General features: G+C 64.2%; 15 protein-coding genes. 6 read left to right on the forward strand and 9 right to left on the reverse strand.

Going from position 1 to position 14,366, the window contains the following annotated elements; translation table 11 throughout:
* Nucleotides 1-31 precede the first annotated feature (31 nt).
* Nucleotides 32-409 carry a c-type cytochrome gene (locus BG457_RS13745; RefSeq protein WP_071797719.1) on the reverse strand — a complete coding sequence of 126 codons (378 nt, stop codon included), beginning with the start codon at nt 407-409 and terminating at the stop codon, nt 32-34.
* Between the two features lie 136 nt (nt 410-545).
* Here BG457_RS13745 and BG457_RS13750 point away from each other — a divergent pair, with 136 nt between their 5' ends.
* Together BG457_RS13750 and cutA are read left to right on the forward strand one after the other, a co-directional pair.
* Nucleotides 546-1,916 (forward strand): L-serine ammonia-lyase, encoded by a 1,371-nt coding sequence (locus BG457_RS13750; protein ID WP_071797720.1) that lies wholly within the window; start codon nt 546-548, stop codon nt 1,914-1,916.
* Nucleotides 1,917-2,000: 84 nt separating this feature from the next.
* Entirely contained in the window at nt 2,001-2,333 is a 333-nt protein-coding gene (cutA, locus tag BG457_RS13755) for a divalent-cation tolerance protein CutA (protein ID WP_071797721.1), read from the forward strand.
* Here cutA and BG457_RS13760 read toward each other — a convergent pair.
* The gene (locus tag BG457_RS13760; RefSeq protein WP_071797722.1) at nt 2,309-2,722 is read right to left on the reverse strand and encodes a VOC family protein; all 414 of its coding nucleotides are present in this window, start codon (nt 2,720-2,722) and stop codon (nt 2,309-2,311) included. The two genes, cutA and BG457_RS13760, sit on opposite strands and share 25 nt — an antisense overlap.
* 210 nt (nt 2,723-2,932) lie before the next feature.
* Here BG457_RS13760 and ileS point away from each other — a divergent pair, with 210 nt between their 5' ends.
* Together ileS and BG457_RS13770 are read left to right on the forward strand one after the other, a co-directional pair.
* Entirely contained in the window at nt 2,933-5,938 is a 3,006-nt protein-coding gene (ileS, locus tag BG457_RS13765) for an isoleucine--tRNA ligase (RefSeq protein WP_071797723.1), read from the forward strand.
* 52 nt (nt 5,939-5,990) lie between these two features.
* On the forward strand, nt 5,991-7,094 hold the full coding sequence (locus BG457_RS13770; RefSeq protein WP_071797724.1) for a pyridoxal phosphate-dependent aminotransferase: 1,104 nt from the start codon (nt 5,991-5,993) through the stop codon (nt 7,092-7,094).
* Between the two features lie 196 nt (nt 7,095-7,290).
* On the opposite strand, the gene BG457_RS13775 is transcribed toward BG457_RS13770, so the two are convergent.
* The 6 genes from BG457_RS13775 to BG457_RS13800 form a co-directional block, all read right to left on the reverse strand.
* A complete protein-coding gene (locus BG457_RS13775; protein ID WP_071797725.1) occupies nt 7,291-8,088 on the reverse strand; it encodes a DUF1217 domain-containing protein in 798 nt (265 codons plus the stop codon).
* Nucleotides 8,085-8,489: a flagellar biosynthesis repressor FlbT gene (gene flbT / locus BG457_RS13780; RefSeq protein WP_071797726.1), complete on the reverse strand. Its 405-nt coding sequence runs from the start codon at nt 8,487-8,489 to the stop codon at nt 8,085-8,087. Before flbT ends, BG457_RS13775 begins: the two co-directional genes overlap by 4 nt.
* Nucleotides 8,486-8,863 carry a flagellar biosynthesis regulator FlaF gene (gene flaF, locus BG457_RS13785; RefSeq protein ID WP_071797727.1) on the reverse strand — a complete coding sequence of 126 codons (378 nt, stop codon included), beginning with the start codon at nt 8,861-8,863 and terminating at the stop codon, nt 8,486-8,488. Before flaF ends, flbT begins: the two co-directional genes overlap by 4 nt.
* A 75-nt stretch (nt 8,864-8,938) precedes the next feature.
* On the reverse strand, nt 8,939-10,141 hold the full coding sequence (locus tag BG457_RS13790) for a flagellin N-terminal helical domain-containing protein (RefSeq protein WP_071797728.1): 1,203 nt from the start codon (nt 10,139-10,141) through the stop codon (nt 8,939-8,941).
* A 214-nt stretch (nt 10,142-10,355) separates the two neighbouring features.
* Nucleotides 10,356-10,697 carry a hypothetical protein gene (locus BG457_RS13795; RefSeq protein ID WP_071797729.1) on the reverse strand — a complete coding sequence of 114 codons (342 nt, stop codon included), beginning with the start codon at nt 10,695-10,697 and terminating at the stop codon, nt 10,356-10,358.
* Nucleotides 10,694-10,999 (reverse strand): rod-binding protein, encoded by a 306-nt coding sequence (locus BG457_RS13800; RefSeq protein WP_071797730.1) that lies wholly within the window; start codon nt 10,997-10,999, stop codon nt 10,694-10,696. The genes BG457_RS13795 and BG457_RS13800 overlap by 4 nt, the downstream gene beginning before the upstream one ends.
* Before the next feature lie 336 nt (nt 11,000-11,335).
* Between BG457_RS13800 and fliK the strand changes: the two genes are divergently transcribed.
* Nucleotides 11,336-12,502: a flagellar hook-length control protein FliK gene (gene fliK, locus BG457_RS13805; protein ID WP_175546801.1), complete on the forward strand. Its 1,167-nt coding sequence runs from the start codon at nt 11,336-11,338 to the stop codon at nt 12,500-12,502.
* 819 nt (nt 12,503-13,321) lie between these two features.
* Complete coding sequence (locus BG457_RS13815) at nt 13,322-13,972, forward strand: flagellar hook capping FlgD N-terminal domain-containing protein (RefSeq protein ID WP_175546802.1); 651 nt, start codon at nt 13,322-13,324, stop codon at nt 13,970-13,972.
* A 35-nt stretch (nt 13,973-14,007) separates the two neighbouring features.
* Here BG457_RS13815 and hemP read toward each other — a convergent pair whose 3' ends face one another.
* Entirely contained in the window at nt 14,008-14,175 is a 168-nt protein-coding gene (gene hemP, locus BG457_RS13820; protein ID WP_071797733.1) for a hemin uptake protein HemP, read from the reverse strand.
* Nucleotides 14,176-14,366 lie beyond the last annotated feature (191 nt).

Raw genomic sequence — 14,366 nt, forward strand, 5'->3', positions numbered from 1 at the left:
GACGAAAGGCGAAAATCAGAAGAAACCGGTCTCAGCGCTGGATCGTCTGCAGGTAAGCGTCCAGCGCGACGATCTTTTCCGGCAGGGGGCGGGACAGGCCCGAAGGGGTCTGCACCCGTGACAGCCGCCCGGTCAGCAGATCGCCGAAATTCGGCATTTCGGCCCCGGCATAGGCGGTCTGGCCCTGCGCATAGCCGTCGAGCTTGTCGAGAATACGCATCTGTGGATAGGTGCCGCCCGCGCGCGCCGTGATCTGCGTGAGATCCGGCACCTGCGCGCCGCCGCGCGCATCGGCGCCGTGGCAGGTCGCGCAATTCTGCTCATAGAGCGCGCGCCCGGCCTGCGGGCTGGTCCAGGGGGAACAGCCAGCAAGAGCGGCGACAAGGGGAAGGCCAAGAGCGATGCGCATGGGTCCACAGTGCCGCAGAAATCCGCGCCTGCCAAGGGGCGGCAGGTCTTGTTTGCGTGACAGCATGTCGCAAGACGGATGGTGTTTGCGCCGGGCCGACCTAGATTAGGCGCAGCGAACAGGAAAGGGGCCGCGCATGTTTCTGTCGGTTTTCGAGATATTCAAGGTGGGGATCGGGCCGTCCTCGTCCCATACGATGGGGCCGATGGTGGCGGCGGCGCGGTTTCTGGACCATCTGCGCGGGCTGCCTTTCGCTGTGTCGGGGTTGCGGGCTTCGCTGCATGGCTCGCTGGCCTTTACCGGGGTGGGGCATGCCACCGACCGGGCGGTGATCCTTGGTCTGGCCGGGTTCACGCCCGATGCCTATGATGCCGAGCGCGCCGAGGCGATGCTCGGGCAGATCGAGACTGACGGCAAGGTGGCGGTCGCGGGGCTGGGCGATCTGAGCTTTGCGCCGAAAACCGACCTGATCTTCGATTATGGCCCGGCGCTGCCCGGCCATGCCAATGGCATGCGGCTGATGGGGCTGGACCATCAGGGCGATGTGATCGCGCAGGAAACCTATTATTCCATCGGCGGCGGTTTTGTCGTGACCGAGGATGAGCTGGGCCGCGAACCCGCCCAGACCGGCCCTGCGATTCCCTTTCCGTTCGAGTCGGCGGCGCAGATGCTGGAGATGGCGCGCACGAGCGGCAAGAGCATTGCGCAGATGAAACGCGCCAATGAACTGGCGCGGATGGGGCCGGGGACGCTGGAACAGGGGTTGCAGCGGCTGTGGCAGGTGATGCGCGACTGTATCGACCGGGGGCTTGGCACCGACGGGGTGCTGCCCGGCGGGCTGAAGGTCAGGCGCCGGGCGCAGGCGATCCGCGAGGCGCTGGAGCGCGAGGCGGGGCTGAATCTGACCGCGCCGCATGTGATCAATGACTGGATCAGCACCTATGCCATGGCGGTGAACGAGGAAAACGCGGCTGGCGGGCAGGTGGTGACGGCGCCCACCAATGGCGCGGCGGGGGTGGTGCCTGCGACGATCCGCTACTGGCTGGATCATGTGCCGGGCGCTTCCGAGGCGCGGGTGGGCGAGTTCCTGCTGACAGCGGCGGCAATCGGCGGGCTGGTCAAGCATAATGCCTCGATCTCTGGCGCGGAATGCGGCTGTCAGGCGGAAGTCGGCTCTGCCGCGGCCATGGCGGCGGCGGGGCTGGCGGCGGTGCTGGGCGGCACGCCCGAACAGGTGGAAAATGCCGCTGAAATCGCGCTGGAACATCACCTTGGCATGACCTGCGACCCGGTGAAAGGGCTGGTGCAGGTGCCGTGCATCGAGCGCAACGGGCTGGGGGCGATCAAGGCGGTTTCGGCCGCGTCCCTTGCCCTGCGCGGGGATGGCACCCATTTCATGCCGCTGGATAATTGCATCGAGGCGATGCGCCAGACCGGCGCCGACATGTCCGAGAAATACAAGGAAACCGCGCTGGGCGGGCTGGCGGTGAATGTGCCGAATTGCTGAGACCCGGAACGGTTTGACGCAGGTCATGGTGCGGGGTGCCGCTTTGCGGGCATCCTGACCCGATCAGACCGGAAGGAGCCGCGCATGGAGTGCTTTGAAGTCGAAGTCACCTGTCCCGACAAGGAGAGCGCCCGCGCGATTGCGACGGCCTGCCTCAAGGCCCGGCTGGTCGCCTGCGCCAATCTTCTGCCCAAGGTCGAGAGCCTGTTCTGCTGGCAGGGCCAGATCGATTCCGAAACCGAGACCCTGCTCAGGATGAAAACGCCTGTGCGGAATTTCGATGCGGCCTGCGCGGTGATCCGCGCGCATCATCCCTATACGTTACCCGCCATCGTGGCCCTGCCGGTGCAGGCGATGGGGCCGGGCGTGGCCGGTTGGATCGCGGAAGAGACTCAGGGCGCGAAGATCTGCGACTGATCGGCAAAGCCCTTGATCTCTATCGGATTGCCCGAGGGGTCGCGGAAGAACATGGTCCATTGCTCGCCCGGTTGTCCCTTGAAACGCAGGTTCGGGGGCAGCACGAAATCGACCCCCGCCGCCTGCAACCGCTCTGCCAGCGCCTGAAAGCGCGGCAGATCCAGCACCAGCCCGAAATGCGGCATCGGCACCATGTGATCGCCCACCTTGCCGGTTGGGGCATTGGCGAAGGGGGTGCCCAGATGCAGGCTGATCTGATGGCCGAAGAAATCGAAATCCACCCAAGTGTCGGTGCTGCGCCCCTCGTGGCAGCCCAGCACGCCGCCATAGAAGGCGCGCGCCTCGTCGAGATCGCGGACGTGATAGGCGAAATGAAATGGCATCAGCATGGCGGATCCTCCTGCCATAGGGGTAAGGGTTGGGGCGGGTGATCTCAAGCCCCCTCTGGACGCGCTTTTTCTTCGCTCCTATAAGGCAGGCATGTTCAGGTTCTGCATCATTATCCCGCGAATTAGCGACCCGGCACTCTGATGCGCCCGGAGTGCCGGGATAGCCTTGGCGCTGGCCAATTGCCCCGAAATTCCAGAAGTGATCGCACCATGACCGAGACACCTGACTATAAAGACACTGTTTTCCTGCCTCAGACCGAATTTCCGATGCGTGCGGGCCTGCCTGCCCGAGAGCCCGAATGGCTGGCGCGCTGGGAGCGGCTGGGCATCTATGACCGGCTGCGCGCAAATGCCGAGGGGCGCAAACCCTTCATCCTGCATGACGGCCCGCCCTATGCGAATGGCAATCTGCATATCGGCCATGCGCTGAACAAGGTGCTGAAGGATTTCATCACCCGCAGCCAGCAGATGCTGGGGCGCGATGCGCGCTATGTGCCGGGCTGGGATTGCCACGGTCTGCCGATCGAGTGGAAGATCGAGGAGCAATACCGCGCCAAGGGGCTGGACAAGGATGCGGTCGATATCGTCGATTTCCGTCAGGAATGCCGCCGCTTCGCCGAAGGCTGGATCGATGTGCAGCGCGAGGAATTCAAGCGTCTGGGCGTGACCGGCAAATGGGAGAAGCCTTACCTCACCATGGATTACCACGCCGAGGCGGTGATCGCGGATGAGTTCATGAAGCTGGTGATGAACGGGTCTTTGTATCAAGGCTCCAAGCCTGTGATGTGGTCGCCGGTGGAAAAGACCGCGCTGGCCGAGGCGGAGGTGGAGTATCATGACAAGGAGAGCTTCACCATTTGGGTGAAGTTTGAGGTCAACGAGCTTTTCGAGGAGTCTAGCTGGGAGAATGTTGACGCCAATAGCGGCGCGTCACGCCCGATGCTGCCTGAGCAACTGGCAGAAGGGCGAGAGCAACTTGAATTGCTTCGCGGCGCTAAAGTGGTGATCTGGACAACAACGCCTTGGACCATCCCCTCCAACAAAGCCGTCGTGTATGGTGCCGCTTTCTCGTATGGTCTGTACGAGGTCACGGGGACTCCCGATGAGTGCTGGGCGAGCGTTGGCGAGCGGTTCATCCTCGCCGATAAGCTTGCAGAGCAAGTCATGACCAAAGCGCGGTTGGACGGTTCAATGTATCGCAGGGTATCGGATGTGAACCCTGCGTTTATCAAATCACTTGCCCACCCGCTTGCCGGGGCCGAAGGGGGGCAGGGCGAATGGGACGAGCCGCGCGATTTCCGGGCCGCCGATTTCGTGACCGATGACGAAGGCACCGGCTTTGTGCATTGCGCGCCCTCGCATGGGATGGAGGAATACGAGCTTTATCGCGATCTGGGCATGCTGCAACAGGTCATCACCTATAATGTGATGGATGACGGCAGCTTCCGGGACGATCTGCCGTTCTTTGGCGGCAAGCGCATCCTGCGCGAGAAAGCCAAAAAGGGCGATTGGGAAGGGGATGCCAATGCAGCCGTGATCGCCAAACTGGCCGAGGTCGGGGGGCTACTGGCACGGGGCAAGATCAAGCATTCCTACCCGCATAGCTGGCGCTCGAAAGCGCCGGTGATCTATCGCAACACCGCGCAATGGTTCGCCGCCATCGACAAGCCGCTGGATGACGGTATGGGCGAGCATGGCGACACGATCCGCGCCCGCGCGCTGACCTCTATCGACAAATTGGTGCAATGGACGCCGCAGACCGGGCGCAACCGGCTCTATTCGATGATCGAAGCACGCCCCGACTGGGTGCTGTCGCGGCAGCGCGCCTGGGGGGTGCCGCTGACCTGTTTCGTCAAAAAGGGCGCGAAACCCACTGATCCCGACTTCCTGCTGCGTGATCCGGCGGTGAATGCGCGGATCAGGGCGGCTTTCGAGGCGGAAGGCGCCGATGTCTGGTATGTGCAAGGATTCAAGGAACGCATCCTTGGAAACCTGCATGATCCTGACGCCTATGATCAGGTGTTTGACATTCTGGATGTCTGGTTCGACTCCGGCTCGACCCATGCTTTCGTCCTGCGCGACCGCGAGGATGGCAGCCCCGACGGGATTGCCGATCTCTATCTGGAAGGGACTGACCAGCATCGCGGCTGGTTCCATTCCTCGATGCTGCAAGCCTGCGCGACCAAGGGGCGCGCGCCCTATCGCGGCGTGCTGACCCATGGGTTCACGCTGGACGAGAAGGGCATGAAAATGTCCAAATCTCTGGGCAACACGGTCGCGCCGCAAGAGGTGATCAGCGAATATGGCGCCGATATCCTGCGGCTCTGGGTGGCGCAGTCCGACTACACGGTGGATCTGCGCATCGGCAAGGAAATCCTGAAAGGGGTGGCCGACAGTTACCGCCGCTTGCGCAACACGATGCGCTTCCTTCTGGGCAATCTCGACGGGTTTTCCGAGCAGGAACGCGTGGCCCCCGCCGAGATGCCCGAACTGGAACGTTGGGTGCTGCATCGTCTGGCGGAGCTGGATGCTCAGGTGCGCAAGGGCTATGCGGCCTATGATTTTCAGGGCGTGTTCCGCGATCTCTTCACTTTCGCCACCTCGGATCTGTCGGCCTTCTATTTCGATATCCGCAAGGATGCGCTCTATTGCGATGCCCCGGACAGCCTGCGCCGCCGTGCCGCGCGCACGGTTCTCGATATCCTGTTCCACCGGCTGACCACATGGCTTGCGCCGGTGCTGGTCTTCACGATGGAGGATGTCTGGCTTTCGCGCTTCCCCGGCGATGACGGGTCCGTGCATCTGCAGGATTTCCCCGACACGCCCGCCGATTGGCTGGATCTGCCGCTGGCGCAGAAATGGGCGGGCATCCGGGCGGCGCGGCGGGTGGTGACAGCGGCGCTGGAAATCCAGCGGCGCGACAAGGTGATCGGGGCTTCGCTGGAGGCCGCGCCGGTGGTCCATGTGCGCGATGCTGCCATCATGGAGGGGCTGAAAACGGTTGATTTCGCCGATATCTGCATCACCTCGGATCTGGTTCTGACCGCCGATCCGATCCCGTCCGAGGCGTTCCGCATGCCCGAGGTCGAGGGCGTGGGCGTGGTGTTCGAACGGGCCGAGGGCGAGAAATGCCAGCGCTGTTGGAAGATCACGCCCGATGTGGGCCGCTACGCACATCCGGGCACCTGCAAACGCTGCAACGCGGCATTGGGGTAAGCGCGCCAGACCGGGCTTGCCCTGCGCGCGTTGCTCGCCTATGCCCATAGGCATGACAGCGCCGCGCTATACCGAGCTTGTGAGCAATCTGCCCGCGACAGTCCCTTTCGTCGGGCCAGAGGCGCATATGCGTGCCTCTGGTCGCAGCTTCCGGGCGCGGCTGGGGGCGAATGAAAGCGGTTTCGGCCCCTCGCCGCATGCGATTGCGGCAATCGAGGCGGCAGGGCGCGAAGCCTGGATGTATGGCGACAGCGAGGCGCATGACTTGCGGGCGGCTTTGGCGGCGCATCACGCGATCCCGCCCGAGGCGATTCTGGTGGGCGAGGGGATTGACGGGTTGCTGGGCAATCTGGTGCGGCTTCTGGTCGGGCCGGGGGATGCTGTTGTCACCTCGGACGGGGCCTATCCGACCTTCAACTACCATGTCGCGGGCTTTGGCGGGGTGCTGCATAAAGTCCCCTATCGCGATGATCACGAGGATCCGGCAGCCCTGCTCGCGCGGGCCGAAGAGGTCGGCGCGAAGCTGCTCTATTTCTGCAATCCCGACAATCCGATGGGAAGCTGGCATTCGGCGCGGATCGTGCAGCGCATGATCGACTCGGTACCGGAGGGCACGCTTCTGGTGCTGGACGAGGCCTATATCGATGCGGCCCCCGAGGGGACGGCCCCGGCGCTGGACCCCGAGGATAGGCGCGTGATCCGCATGCGGACCTTCTCGAAACTCTACGGTCTGGCGGGAATGCGCGTGGGCTATGCGATCGCCGCGCCGCCCCTGATCGCGATGTTTGACCGGATCCGCAATCATTTCGGACTGGGGCGCGTCACGCAGGCGGCGGCGCTGGCGGCGCTGCAGGATCAGGACTGGTTGCGCGGGGTGCAGCACCGTGTCGCGCAGGCGCGCGGGGCGCTGAGCGCAATCGCCGCCGAGAACGGGTTGCATGCGCTGCCCTCGGCCACGAATTTCGTGGCGATGGACTGCGGCAGAGACGCGGATTTCGCCCGCGCCGTGTTGCGCGAGCTTATGGGGCGCGATGTCTTTGTGCGCATGCCTTTCGTTGCGCCGATGGACCGGTGCATCCGGGTCTCGACCGGCCCGGAGGCAGAGCTGCAGGTCTTTGCCGAAGTTCTGCCACTGGCCCTGCGCGCGGCCCGGTGACGACGCGGCGCAGGGGACGGTGCTGCCCGCGACAGGTTTTTGGCGGCAGTTTATCCGCGCGGCGAGGGCGGGACTTTCCGCCGCATGGCGGGCAAGCGCGGACAGTCGTGCCGCCGCGACCGGGTTTTGGGCCTGACGGGCGGGGGCAAATGCCGCTGCACCCCGCCCGGAGGATCGCAATATGCGCAACCCGCGCTCAGCGTCGCGCATCTTGCAGGAGCACCAGCGCCGTTGCGGCCCCGCTCAGGCTGATCTGGGTTTCGCGCAGTTCCGCCATCACAAGAAACCTGCGCGTGAGAGCGCTCAGGGCGTCGGGCTGGCTGAGCTGCTGTATATCCGAGGTGCCGAAGCGCTTTTCTGCCGCGCGGCGCATGCGCGTCACCTGCGTGTCGATGTCAAGCTTGCCGAATTCCACCGGCAATCCAAGAGTGGTCTGGACAATCTCGCGCAGGGGCGGGTTTCCCAGCAAGGCGAACCAACGCGCGCTGTCGCTGCTGTAGTTTTCGGCAAGTTGCGGCAATTCTCGCTGCAGCGACATGGCCAGTCGCAGCGTCTGATCCTGAGTGCCGATGGCGATCTCGAATTCGCGTGTGCGATATTGCGAGAGGATCTGATCGACCTGTCTTTCGGGCGGGGTAGCGGAGGGCCGGGTCAGGTATTCGAATGCGCGCGCGAAGGCCAGATAGCGCTTGTCGGCCAGCCGGTTGGCGAGGGCGCCGCGCTCTGTGGTGCCATCTTCCACGATCTTGCGGATGAAAGCGCGGTTGTCGAGATCATCCTGCAGCCCGAAAGCCCCGAGAGCCACCCGCAGCAGGCGGCGATCCTCGACCAGATCCTGCACCGAGCGCAGTTTCGGAAGGGTTGCGCGCAGATGGGCCTCGTCGCGCGCAAGTCTGGGTGTTGCGTTGAAACTGGCTTCCTGCCGCGCCTTTGTCCGATTGAGCAGCGCCCATCCGGCCAAACCAGAAATCGGGATGACAGGTTGAAAGCTCATGGCCTTCGCGCCGCAAACAGCCGGGCCTCGCGCGGCAGGAGCAGGCGCAGGGCCTTGAGCGCGGCATAGTGATCGCCTGCAAGGATCTGGTCCGAGGCGGTGGCGAGGATCCTGCGGCTGTCGGGATCTGTAAAGACCTGGCTGATCTGTTCGATTGCGCGCAGCAAGGGCTTTTCGATCTCGGCGGCGCTGGAATCGCCCGAAAGCACCAGTTGCGCCAGATAGCAGGTGCGCCGGACGGGCGTGTTCGCCTGCTCCGGATGGATGGCATCGCGCAGCCGGAGCACATTGGCATTCGGGGTCTTGATCGACAGGCAGGTGCGGCGATCACCATTCTCGATGACCGCGCCGTTCAGCAGCACGCGTTCATGTGGCGCCAGACGAATGACCAGCCCGCTCATGTCACGTCATCCTTTCCCGACAGGCCCCGCATGATGGCGAGGTTGATATCGATCAGCACATCGGCGCTGGCATCCGAGCGCAGCACGGTTTCGGTGTGCCGGAGGCTGAATTCCGCGAGTTGCAGGAGTTGCAGCTTCAGCGCATCGGGCAGCGCATTTTCGGCAGAGGCCAGGTCGATGGCAAATTCTGTCCAGAGCCTGCGGTTTTCGGTGAGCGCTTCGGCGAGGGCCGCAAATCCCTTGGCGCGATCTGCCTGCGCGCGCTGCAGGCGGGATGTGATCCGGGCGATGACCTGATATTCGGCTGTGCGCGCGGTTTTCTGGGCGTTCAGGGGATTGCCATAGGTCGCGACAGCCAGAGCATGGGCGTTCATTCTGAGTCCCTTCGTTCAGTGAAAGTGATCGGTCAGCAAGATTGCGGGCCCGCTGGCGGGCCCGCATCGCGCCTATCAGCGGAAGAGCGCCAGGATATTCTGCGGCTGCTGGTTCGCGATCGAGAGGGACTGGGTGGCCAGTTGCTGCTGGACCTGAAGTGCTTGCAGCCTTGCGGATGCGGCTTCCATATCCGCGTCGACAAGCGCGCCAATCCCCGATGTCAGCGCATCGGTCAGATTCTTGACGAATTCTGCCTGAGTGTCGATGCGCATCTGTGCGGAACCGAAGACGGCTGCGCTGTCGATGGCCCTGTCAATGGCGGTCTCGATCACGCCGAGGGCGGCGGCGGCGCCGACGCCCGTGCTGACATTGATCGAGTCGAGAATGCCAAGCCCGCCTGCGTCAGCGTTCTGATAGGTTGCCGCAATGGTCAGGGTTTCACCCGCCGCACCATTGGCGAAGGCAAGCTGCGTCGGGTTCGCGGTGGCATAGTTGATCGTAAGATCCGCGAAACCCAAGCTTTCGATTGCCGTACGCAGCCCGAGCGCGACAACCGCACCCGTATCGGTGGCGGCCATATCTGCGGCGCTGACGGTATAGCTGGCAGTATTGCCATTGATCGTCACTGAAAGCGTGGCCCCCGCGGTCAAGGCTGCGCCCGCAATCGCCAGGACGCCGTTGTCGCCGCCTGCCAGCACAAAGGCCGTCGCATCAGACGCGGCTGTAATCCCGGTCGATGCGGTGTGGTAGACGTTTGCAGGCGTATATCCCGAGGTCGAGAGGTTCTGCGCGGCGATGGTGATGTTGCGCGCCGTGACCGCGCCGCCCGCGCGATCAAGCGAGGCAAGAATGCTGGTGGCTCCGCTGGAGCCGTCGACAAGATTGAGACCGTTGAACTGCGCCGCACCAATGACGGCGGTCACCTGTTGGCGGAGTGCGACAATATCCGCCTGGATCTTGTTGCGGTCGACATTCTCTTCCTGTGCGTTGACGATCAGCCCTTTCATCTGGGTGAGCAGGTCCGTCACGGTTTCAGCGGCATTGCGCGCGACCCCGACGGTTGCCGAACCCAGGGCCAGCGTATCCGAGATCGCCTTGAAGCCCTTGACGTCGGATTCCATCGTTTTCGAGATTGCCCAGACTGCGGCATTGTCACGCGCTGTCGCGATTGACTTTCCGGTCGAGATCTCGCTTTGGGTCTGGGCCAGATGCTTGTTGATTCCACGCAGCGTCTGCAATGCGATCATTGCGCTTGAGTTTGTCAGAATGCTTGACATGAGAGGTCCTTTCGGCATGTGCATTTTGCACGGGGTATGCGCGCCGGGCCCCGGCGCATAGGGTTGCATTCTGCAGGCAAAGCGTTGCAAGCAACGTCCGGGTCGCATTCTGCTCGACTGGTGTCAGGCTCTGCGCAATTGCTTTAGAAACCCTGAATCTTGCGGGTGTTTCGCGCGGTGAACCGGCTTTTTCTGCCAAGTTGGTAAATGCGTTTCAGATCTTGCGCTCCAGACCGGTCGGGCCTGCAGCCATCGCGTGCCGGGCGCCCGCCTTGTCGTAAACCTCTGTGACCGGGGCCTTTTCAAGATTGCGCAGGATCGCGCGCGCGTCTTCGATGCCCGCCGTTGCGGCCCTCAGCAAGCGCATATTGCGCTCTGCGCGCTGCGCAATCTGCCGGAGCGTCGCGTCATCGGGTTGCTCTGTCTCCAGCTGCTCTGCGAAGGTGAGTCCGGCCTCGGAAATCTGCGCAAGCCCCGAGTAATCACCTGAAAGAATGGCATTTTCTTCAGTCTCAAGAAGCGAGAGGAGGCGGGAGGCGCTAATGGAGCGGGTCATGCGGGCCCGTCCGTCGCCGACCTGCCCATCATCGCGCGCAGGGCCAGTTCGGCAAGGCCGATCCCGCCCCGTTCGGCGATTCGTTCCGCCTGTGCACGCAGCAGAAAAGAGGCGAACTGCTCTTCCCCCGCCCCGCCGCCGAAGGCCGAAGCGGTCTGTCCTGCGCCGGCGGCCTGCAGCAATTCGGTCAGGATTGCGGCCTCGAATTCCGTGGCGGTCTGTTTCAGCCTGTCGGTTTGCGGCCGCGAGGCGGCTGTGGTGATCGCGATGTCGGGGCGCAATGCGGGGATCGGGAGCGTCATGGGGCATCCTCTGAAAGCCTGAGAGGTGGAGAATCCTGCATCCCGGTAAAGATTTGGTAAGCTGTGGCTGCGATATTTGCCCTGTAGCGGGATGAGAGACCGGGCATGAACATCTGCAGGACCAGCACATCGACCCTATCCGCGGTGTCCCTGCGGGGCGGGGGGCAGCCAGCCGATGCCATGCTGCCTGACCTGGGCTTCCACAGTCTGATTCAAGGCGCGCTGACGGCGTCGCAAAAGCCTGTGCTCGTCACCGGACACTCCCCGCCGGAAATGGTGCGGAGGGCGGAAAGCGATCCCCCGGAGCCGCGTGATGGTTCAGGCGGGATCGGGGAGATGGCCGCGCAGTCGAAGGAGATAGCGACCGGGGCCGTTCCGCAGGCGGGTGAGGGCATAGGCCCGCCGGATACGCCTCTGGCACGCGGGACGATGGCCGCGCAGGGCCGTCTGCTGCCTCATCTGTGGTGGCCGTCACAAGCGCAGGATCTCGCTGCGGCTGGCAGTGCGGCGGGCGGGCAGGATGCGAGCCTCTCTGTCGCGCTTCCGATCGAAGCTTCGGCGGGGGGGGATGTGACAGAGCTTTCCGAGGGCTCGGTGCTTTCGCTCCAGGCTGCGGATCACGGGGCAGTTGCCCCGGCGATGGGTGTAGTGCCGCCGCAACATGGGATAGGGGCGCCAGACGCTCTGCGCGACAGGTTGCGGGTTGCGCCGCGTCGGATCATGACAGACTTGCCGCCGCCGGACGAGATATCCGCAGGCGTCACGGCGAAGGCGCAAGGCCCTGGCTCCGGGTTGCGGATGGAGCGGCAGGCCGCTCTGGCACATCCGGGCATGCCCCGGCCCGGTGAGGCGCCTGATCGACCGGTGGCGGATCTTGCCGCGCCGGGGGACCTGCCCATTCGGGCCGGTCCCGCCATGACGGCGGCCATGGTGCCGCTGACCGAATTGCCGCTTGGTCTGAAGACTCCGCCCGGGGCACCGGGGGGGGCGGAAAGCCCCCCTGCGGACACAATGCCGCCGGGCGAGGACAGGCAGATCATTGCGGTCGGCCGGGACGAGACGAGTCGTCCGCTCTGGGTGGAATTGCCGGGTCGGGTGCAGATCGGGCGGCTGGGTGGCGAATTGCGCGCGCTCGTGATCGAGCATATGCGGCCCGCTGGCCAGAGCCTGTTCCAGATCCGGATGGATCCGGTCGAACTGGGGCAGCTGCGCATCACGCTGCAGATGACGGAGGCCGGGCTGCACATCCAGATCATGGCCGAGCGCCCGGAAACACTTGATCTGATGCGCCGCTTCTCCGCAGATCTGATGCAGGATTTGAGACAGATGGGGTTTTCGGATCTCATGATGAGTTTTTCCGATCAGCAGCATCGTGCGCTGCAACCCGCCCCGGAGCGCCGGGCTTTCCCGGTCGAACCAGAATCGCCGGGCCCGGTGCAAATCCTTGGAGTCGCGCTGGAGCCCAGCCGCGTCGGATCGGGCGGAATGGATTTGCGCCTGTGACGATACGGGCCGCCCATGCCGGGGTGACGGGCTGGCGATAGCCCTCGCCGCCCGGCCTTAAGTTAGGGCGGGTCGCGGAGCATAGGTTTGCGCAGGGCGGGAGCTTCGCCCGCTCCGCGCGCCTGCCCTTGCTGATGCGCCGCCGCGCGGGATGTGGCCGCCAGTGTCAAGCTTCGCCCCGACGCCTGCGCTTGCTGATACCGCCGTCGCGCGCGGCGCAGGGCACAGGGCGAGACGCGTTATCCCCCCGCGCGTGTTGATGCTTCTGGAAAGGGGAGGAATACCACACGCGGCGGGCTTCATCCCCCGCGCGCGTGTTGATGCGATCGAGGCGGTCGCGGCGCGCACCGACACACTGCTTCATCCCGCGCGCGCCCGCGCGCGCCCGCGCGTGTTGATGCGACTCCGTGGCCCTTTCCTTGTCCGGCCCTGGCCTTCATCCCCCGCGCGCCCGCGCGTGTTGATGCCGTTGGCGCGCGCGGCAACGGGCAGGCGGGGTAGGGCAAGGAGCCGTCTTCCCCGCGCGCCTGAGCGTGCTGATGCTCGCCCGTGCCGATGGTGTTCCTGTTGCGCCTACGCTGCCCCCGTCCGACGCGCCTGCAGGCGCTGATGCCCCGGCGGGCGGCGATATGGCAGCGCATCGCGCGCGCTCTGCAAGGGCAGCCGCGCATTCCCTTTGTGGGCATCGGATTGTTCGGACCGGTCAAGACTTTGGTAACGGTTGCGCGCCTATGATCAGATATGTCGCGCGCCCCTGCATGCGGTTGCGGCGGCAAGTGCTGGTCGCCTGTGCAGATCAGCCCCGGCAAAAGGTGCAGGATGTTACAGGATATCGGGCAGGTCACGCAGACGGGCGGCGCGCAGACGGGTCAGGGGCGGGCGGGCCCCTCTGCGATATCCAGCGATTTTCAGACCTTCTTGCGTATGCTGACGGTGCAGATGCAGAATCAGAACCCGCTGGAGCCGATCGAAGCGTCGGATTTTGCCGTGCAACTGGCCACATTTTCCGGCGTCGAGCAGCAGGTGCGCAGCAATGAATTGCTGTCGCGGCTTTCCATGCGGATGGGGCTGTCGGAGCTTGGCAGCTGGGTCGGGCGTATGGCGCTGTCCTCGGCGCCGCTGTTCATTGATGCCACGCCGCAGCGGCTTGTGCCGCCGGAAATTGTCGGGGCGGATCGGGCGGAACTGATTCTTGGCGATGTGCACGGGCGGGAACTGGCCCGTTTTGAGGTCGATCCACGGGCGACGGAGATCACTTTCGACATGCCACCGCTGTCGGAAGGGGGGCTTGCGCCCGGCCATTACCAGATGACCATGGAAAGTTTCCGCGCCGGATCATCGCTGGGCGTGAATCCCGTTCTGGGATATGCGCGCGTCGAGGAGGCGCGGCTGGATGCCGGGCAGATCCTGCTCGTATTGCAAGGAGGGCATATCATAAACAGTGACAGCGTTGTCGGATTGCGGGCCTGATCCGGCCCGCTGCGGGTGGTTTCAGGCCAGCATGCCTACTTCGTCAGGATCAGCTTCCCGGCGCGGGTGATGCGCAGCTGATAGACTTTGCCGTCCAGACAGATGCGCGCCAGATTTCCGCCCTGGGTCAGCATATGGACATCATGTATCGGTGCTGTGGTTTCTTCGGTTGCGCGGCGCGAGGGGAAGGTCATGGCGTTCATCTGATTTTTTCCCGATATGGTTGTTGGCAGGATGCTGGCTGACTCGGCTCGCGAAGGTTAAGTTGACATAAACACTCAGCATTGTCAAATCCGATGAAATAACTCGGAATAGGGCGCCCTGCGCAATGGCGAGAACCTGCTTGCACTTGCCGCGGATATAGTTCCACTTGCGGTCAGCGGTCAGCGGTCAG

Origin of the sequence: Natronohydrobacter thiooxidans, from assembly GCF_001884735.1 — a bacterium.
Lineage (GTDB): Bacteria > Pseudomonadota > Alphaproteobacteria > Rhodobacterales > Rhodobacteraceae > Roseinatronobacter > Roseinatronobacter thiooxidans_A.

Coding starts and splice junctions, on each gene's coding strand:
- BG457_RS13745 (WP_071797719.1), bottom strand. CDS start 409: ATGCGCATCGCTCTTGGCCTTCCCCTTGTCGCCGCTCTTGCTGGCTGT.
- BG457_RS13750 (WP_071797720.1), top strand. CDS start 546: ATGTTTCTGTCGGTTTTCGAGATATTCAAGGTGGGGATCGGGCCGTCC.
- cutA (WP_071797721.1), top strand. CDS start 2,001: ATGGAGTGCTTTGAAGTCGAAGTCACCTGTCCCGACAAGGAGAGCGCC.
- BG457_RS13760 (WP_071797722.1), bottom strand. CDS start 2,722: ATGCTGATGCCATTTCATTTCGCCTATCACGTCCGCGATCTCGACGAG.
- ileS (WP_071797723.1), top strand. CDS start 2,933: ATGACCGAGACACCTGACTATAAAGACACTGTTTTCCTGCCTCAGACC.
- BG457_RS13770 (WP_071797724.1), top strand. CDS start 5,991: ATGACAGCGCCGCGCTATACCGAGCTTGTGAGCAATCTGCCCGCGACA.
- BG457_RS13775 (WP_071797725.1), bottom strand. CDS start 8,088: ATGAGCTTTCAACCTGTCATCCCGATTTCTGGTTTGGCCGGATGGGCG.
- flbT (WP_071797726.1), bottom strand. CDS start 8,489: ATGAGCGGGCTGGTCATTCGTCTGGCGCCACATGAACGCGTGCTGCTG.
- flaF (WP_071797727.1), bottom strand. CDS start 8,863: ATGAACGCCCATGCTCTGGCTGTCGCGACCTATGGCAATCCCCTGAAC.
- BG457_RS13790 (WP_071797728.1), bottom strand. CDS start 10,141: ATGTCAAGCATTCTGACAAACTCAAGCGCAATGATCGCATTGCAGACG.
- BG457_RS13795 (WP_071797729.1), bottom strand. CDS start 10,697: ATGACCCGCTCCATTAGCGCCTCCCGCCTCCTCTCGCTTCTTGAGACT.
- BG457_RS13800 (WP_071797730.1), bottom strand. CDS start 10,999: ATGACGCTCCCGATCCCCGCATTGCGCCCCGACATCGCGATCACCACA.
- fliK (WP_175546801.1), top strand. CDS start 11,336: ATGGCCGCGCAGTCGAAGGAGATAGCGACCGGGGCCGTTCCGCAGGCG.
- BG457_RS13815 (WP_175546802.1), top strand. CDS start 13,322: ATGTTACAGGATATCGGGCAGGTCACGCAGACGGGCGGCGCGCAGACG.
- hemP (WP_071797733.1), bottom strand. CDS start 14,175: ATGAACGCCATGACCTTCCCCTCGCGCCGCGCAACCGAAGAAACCACA.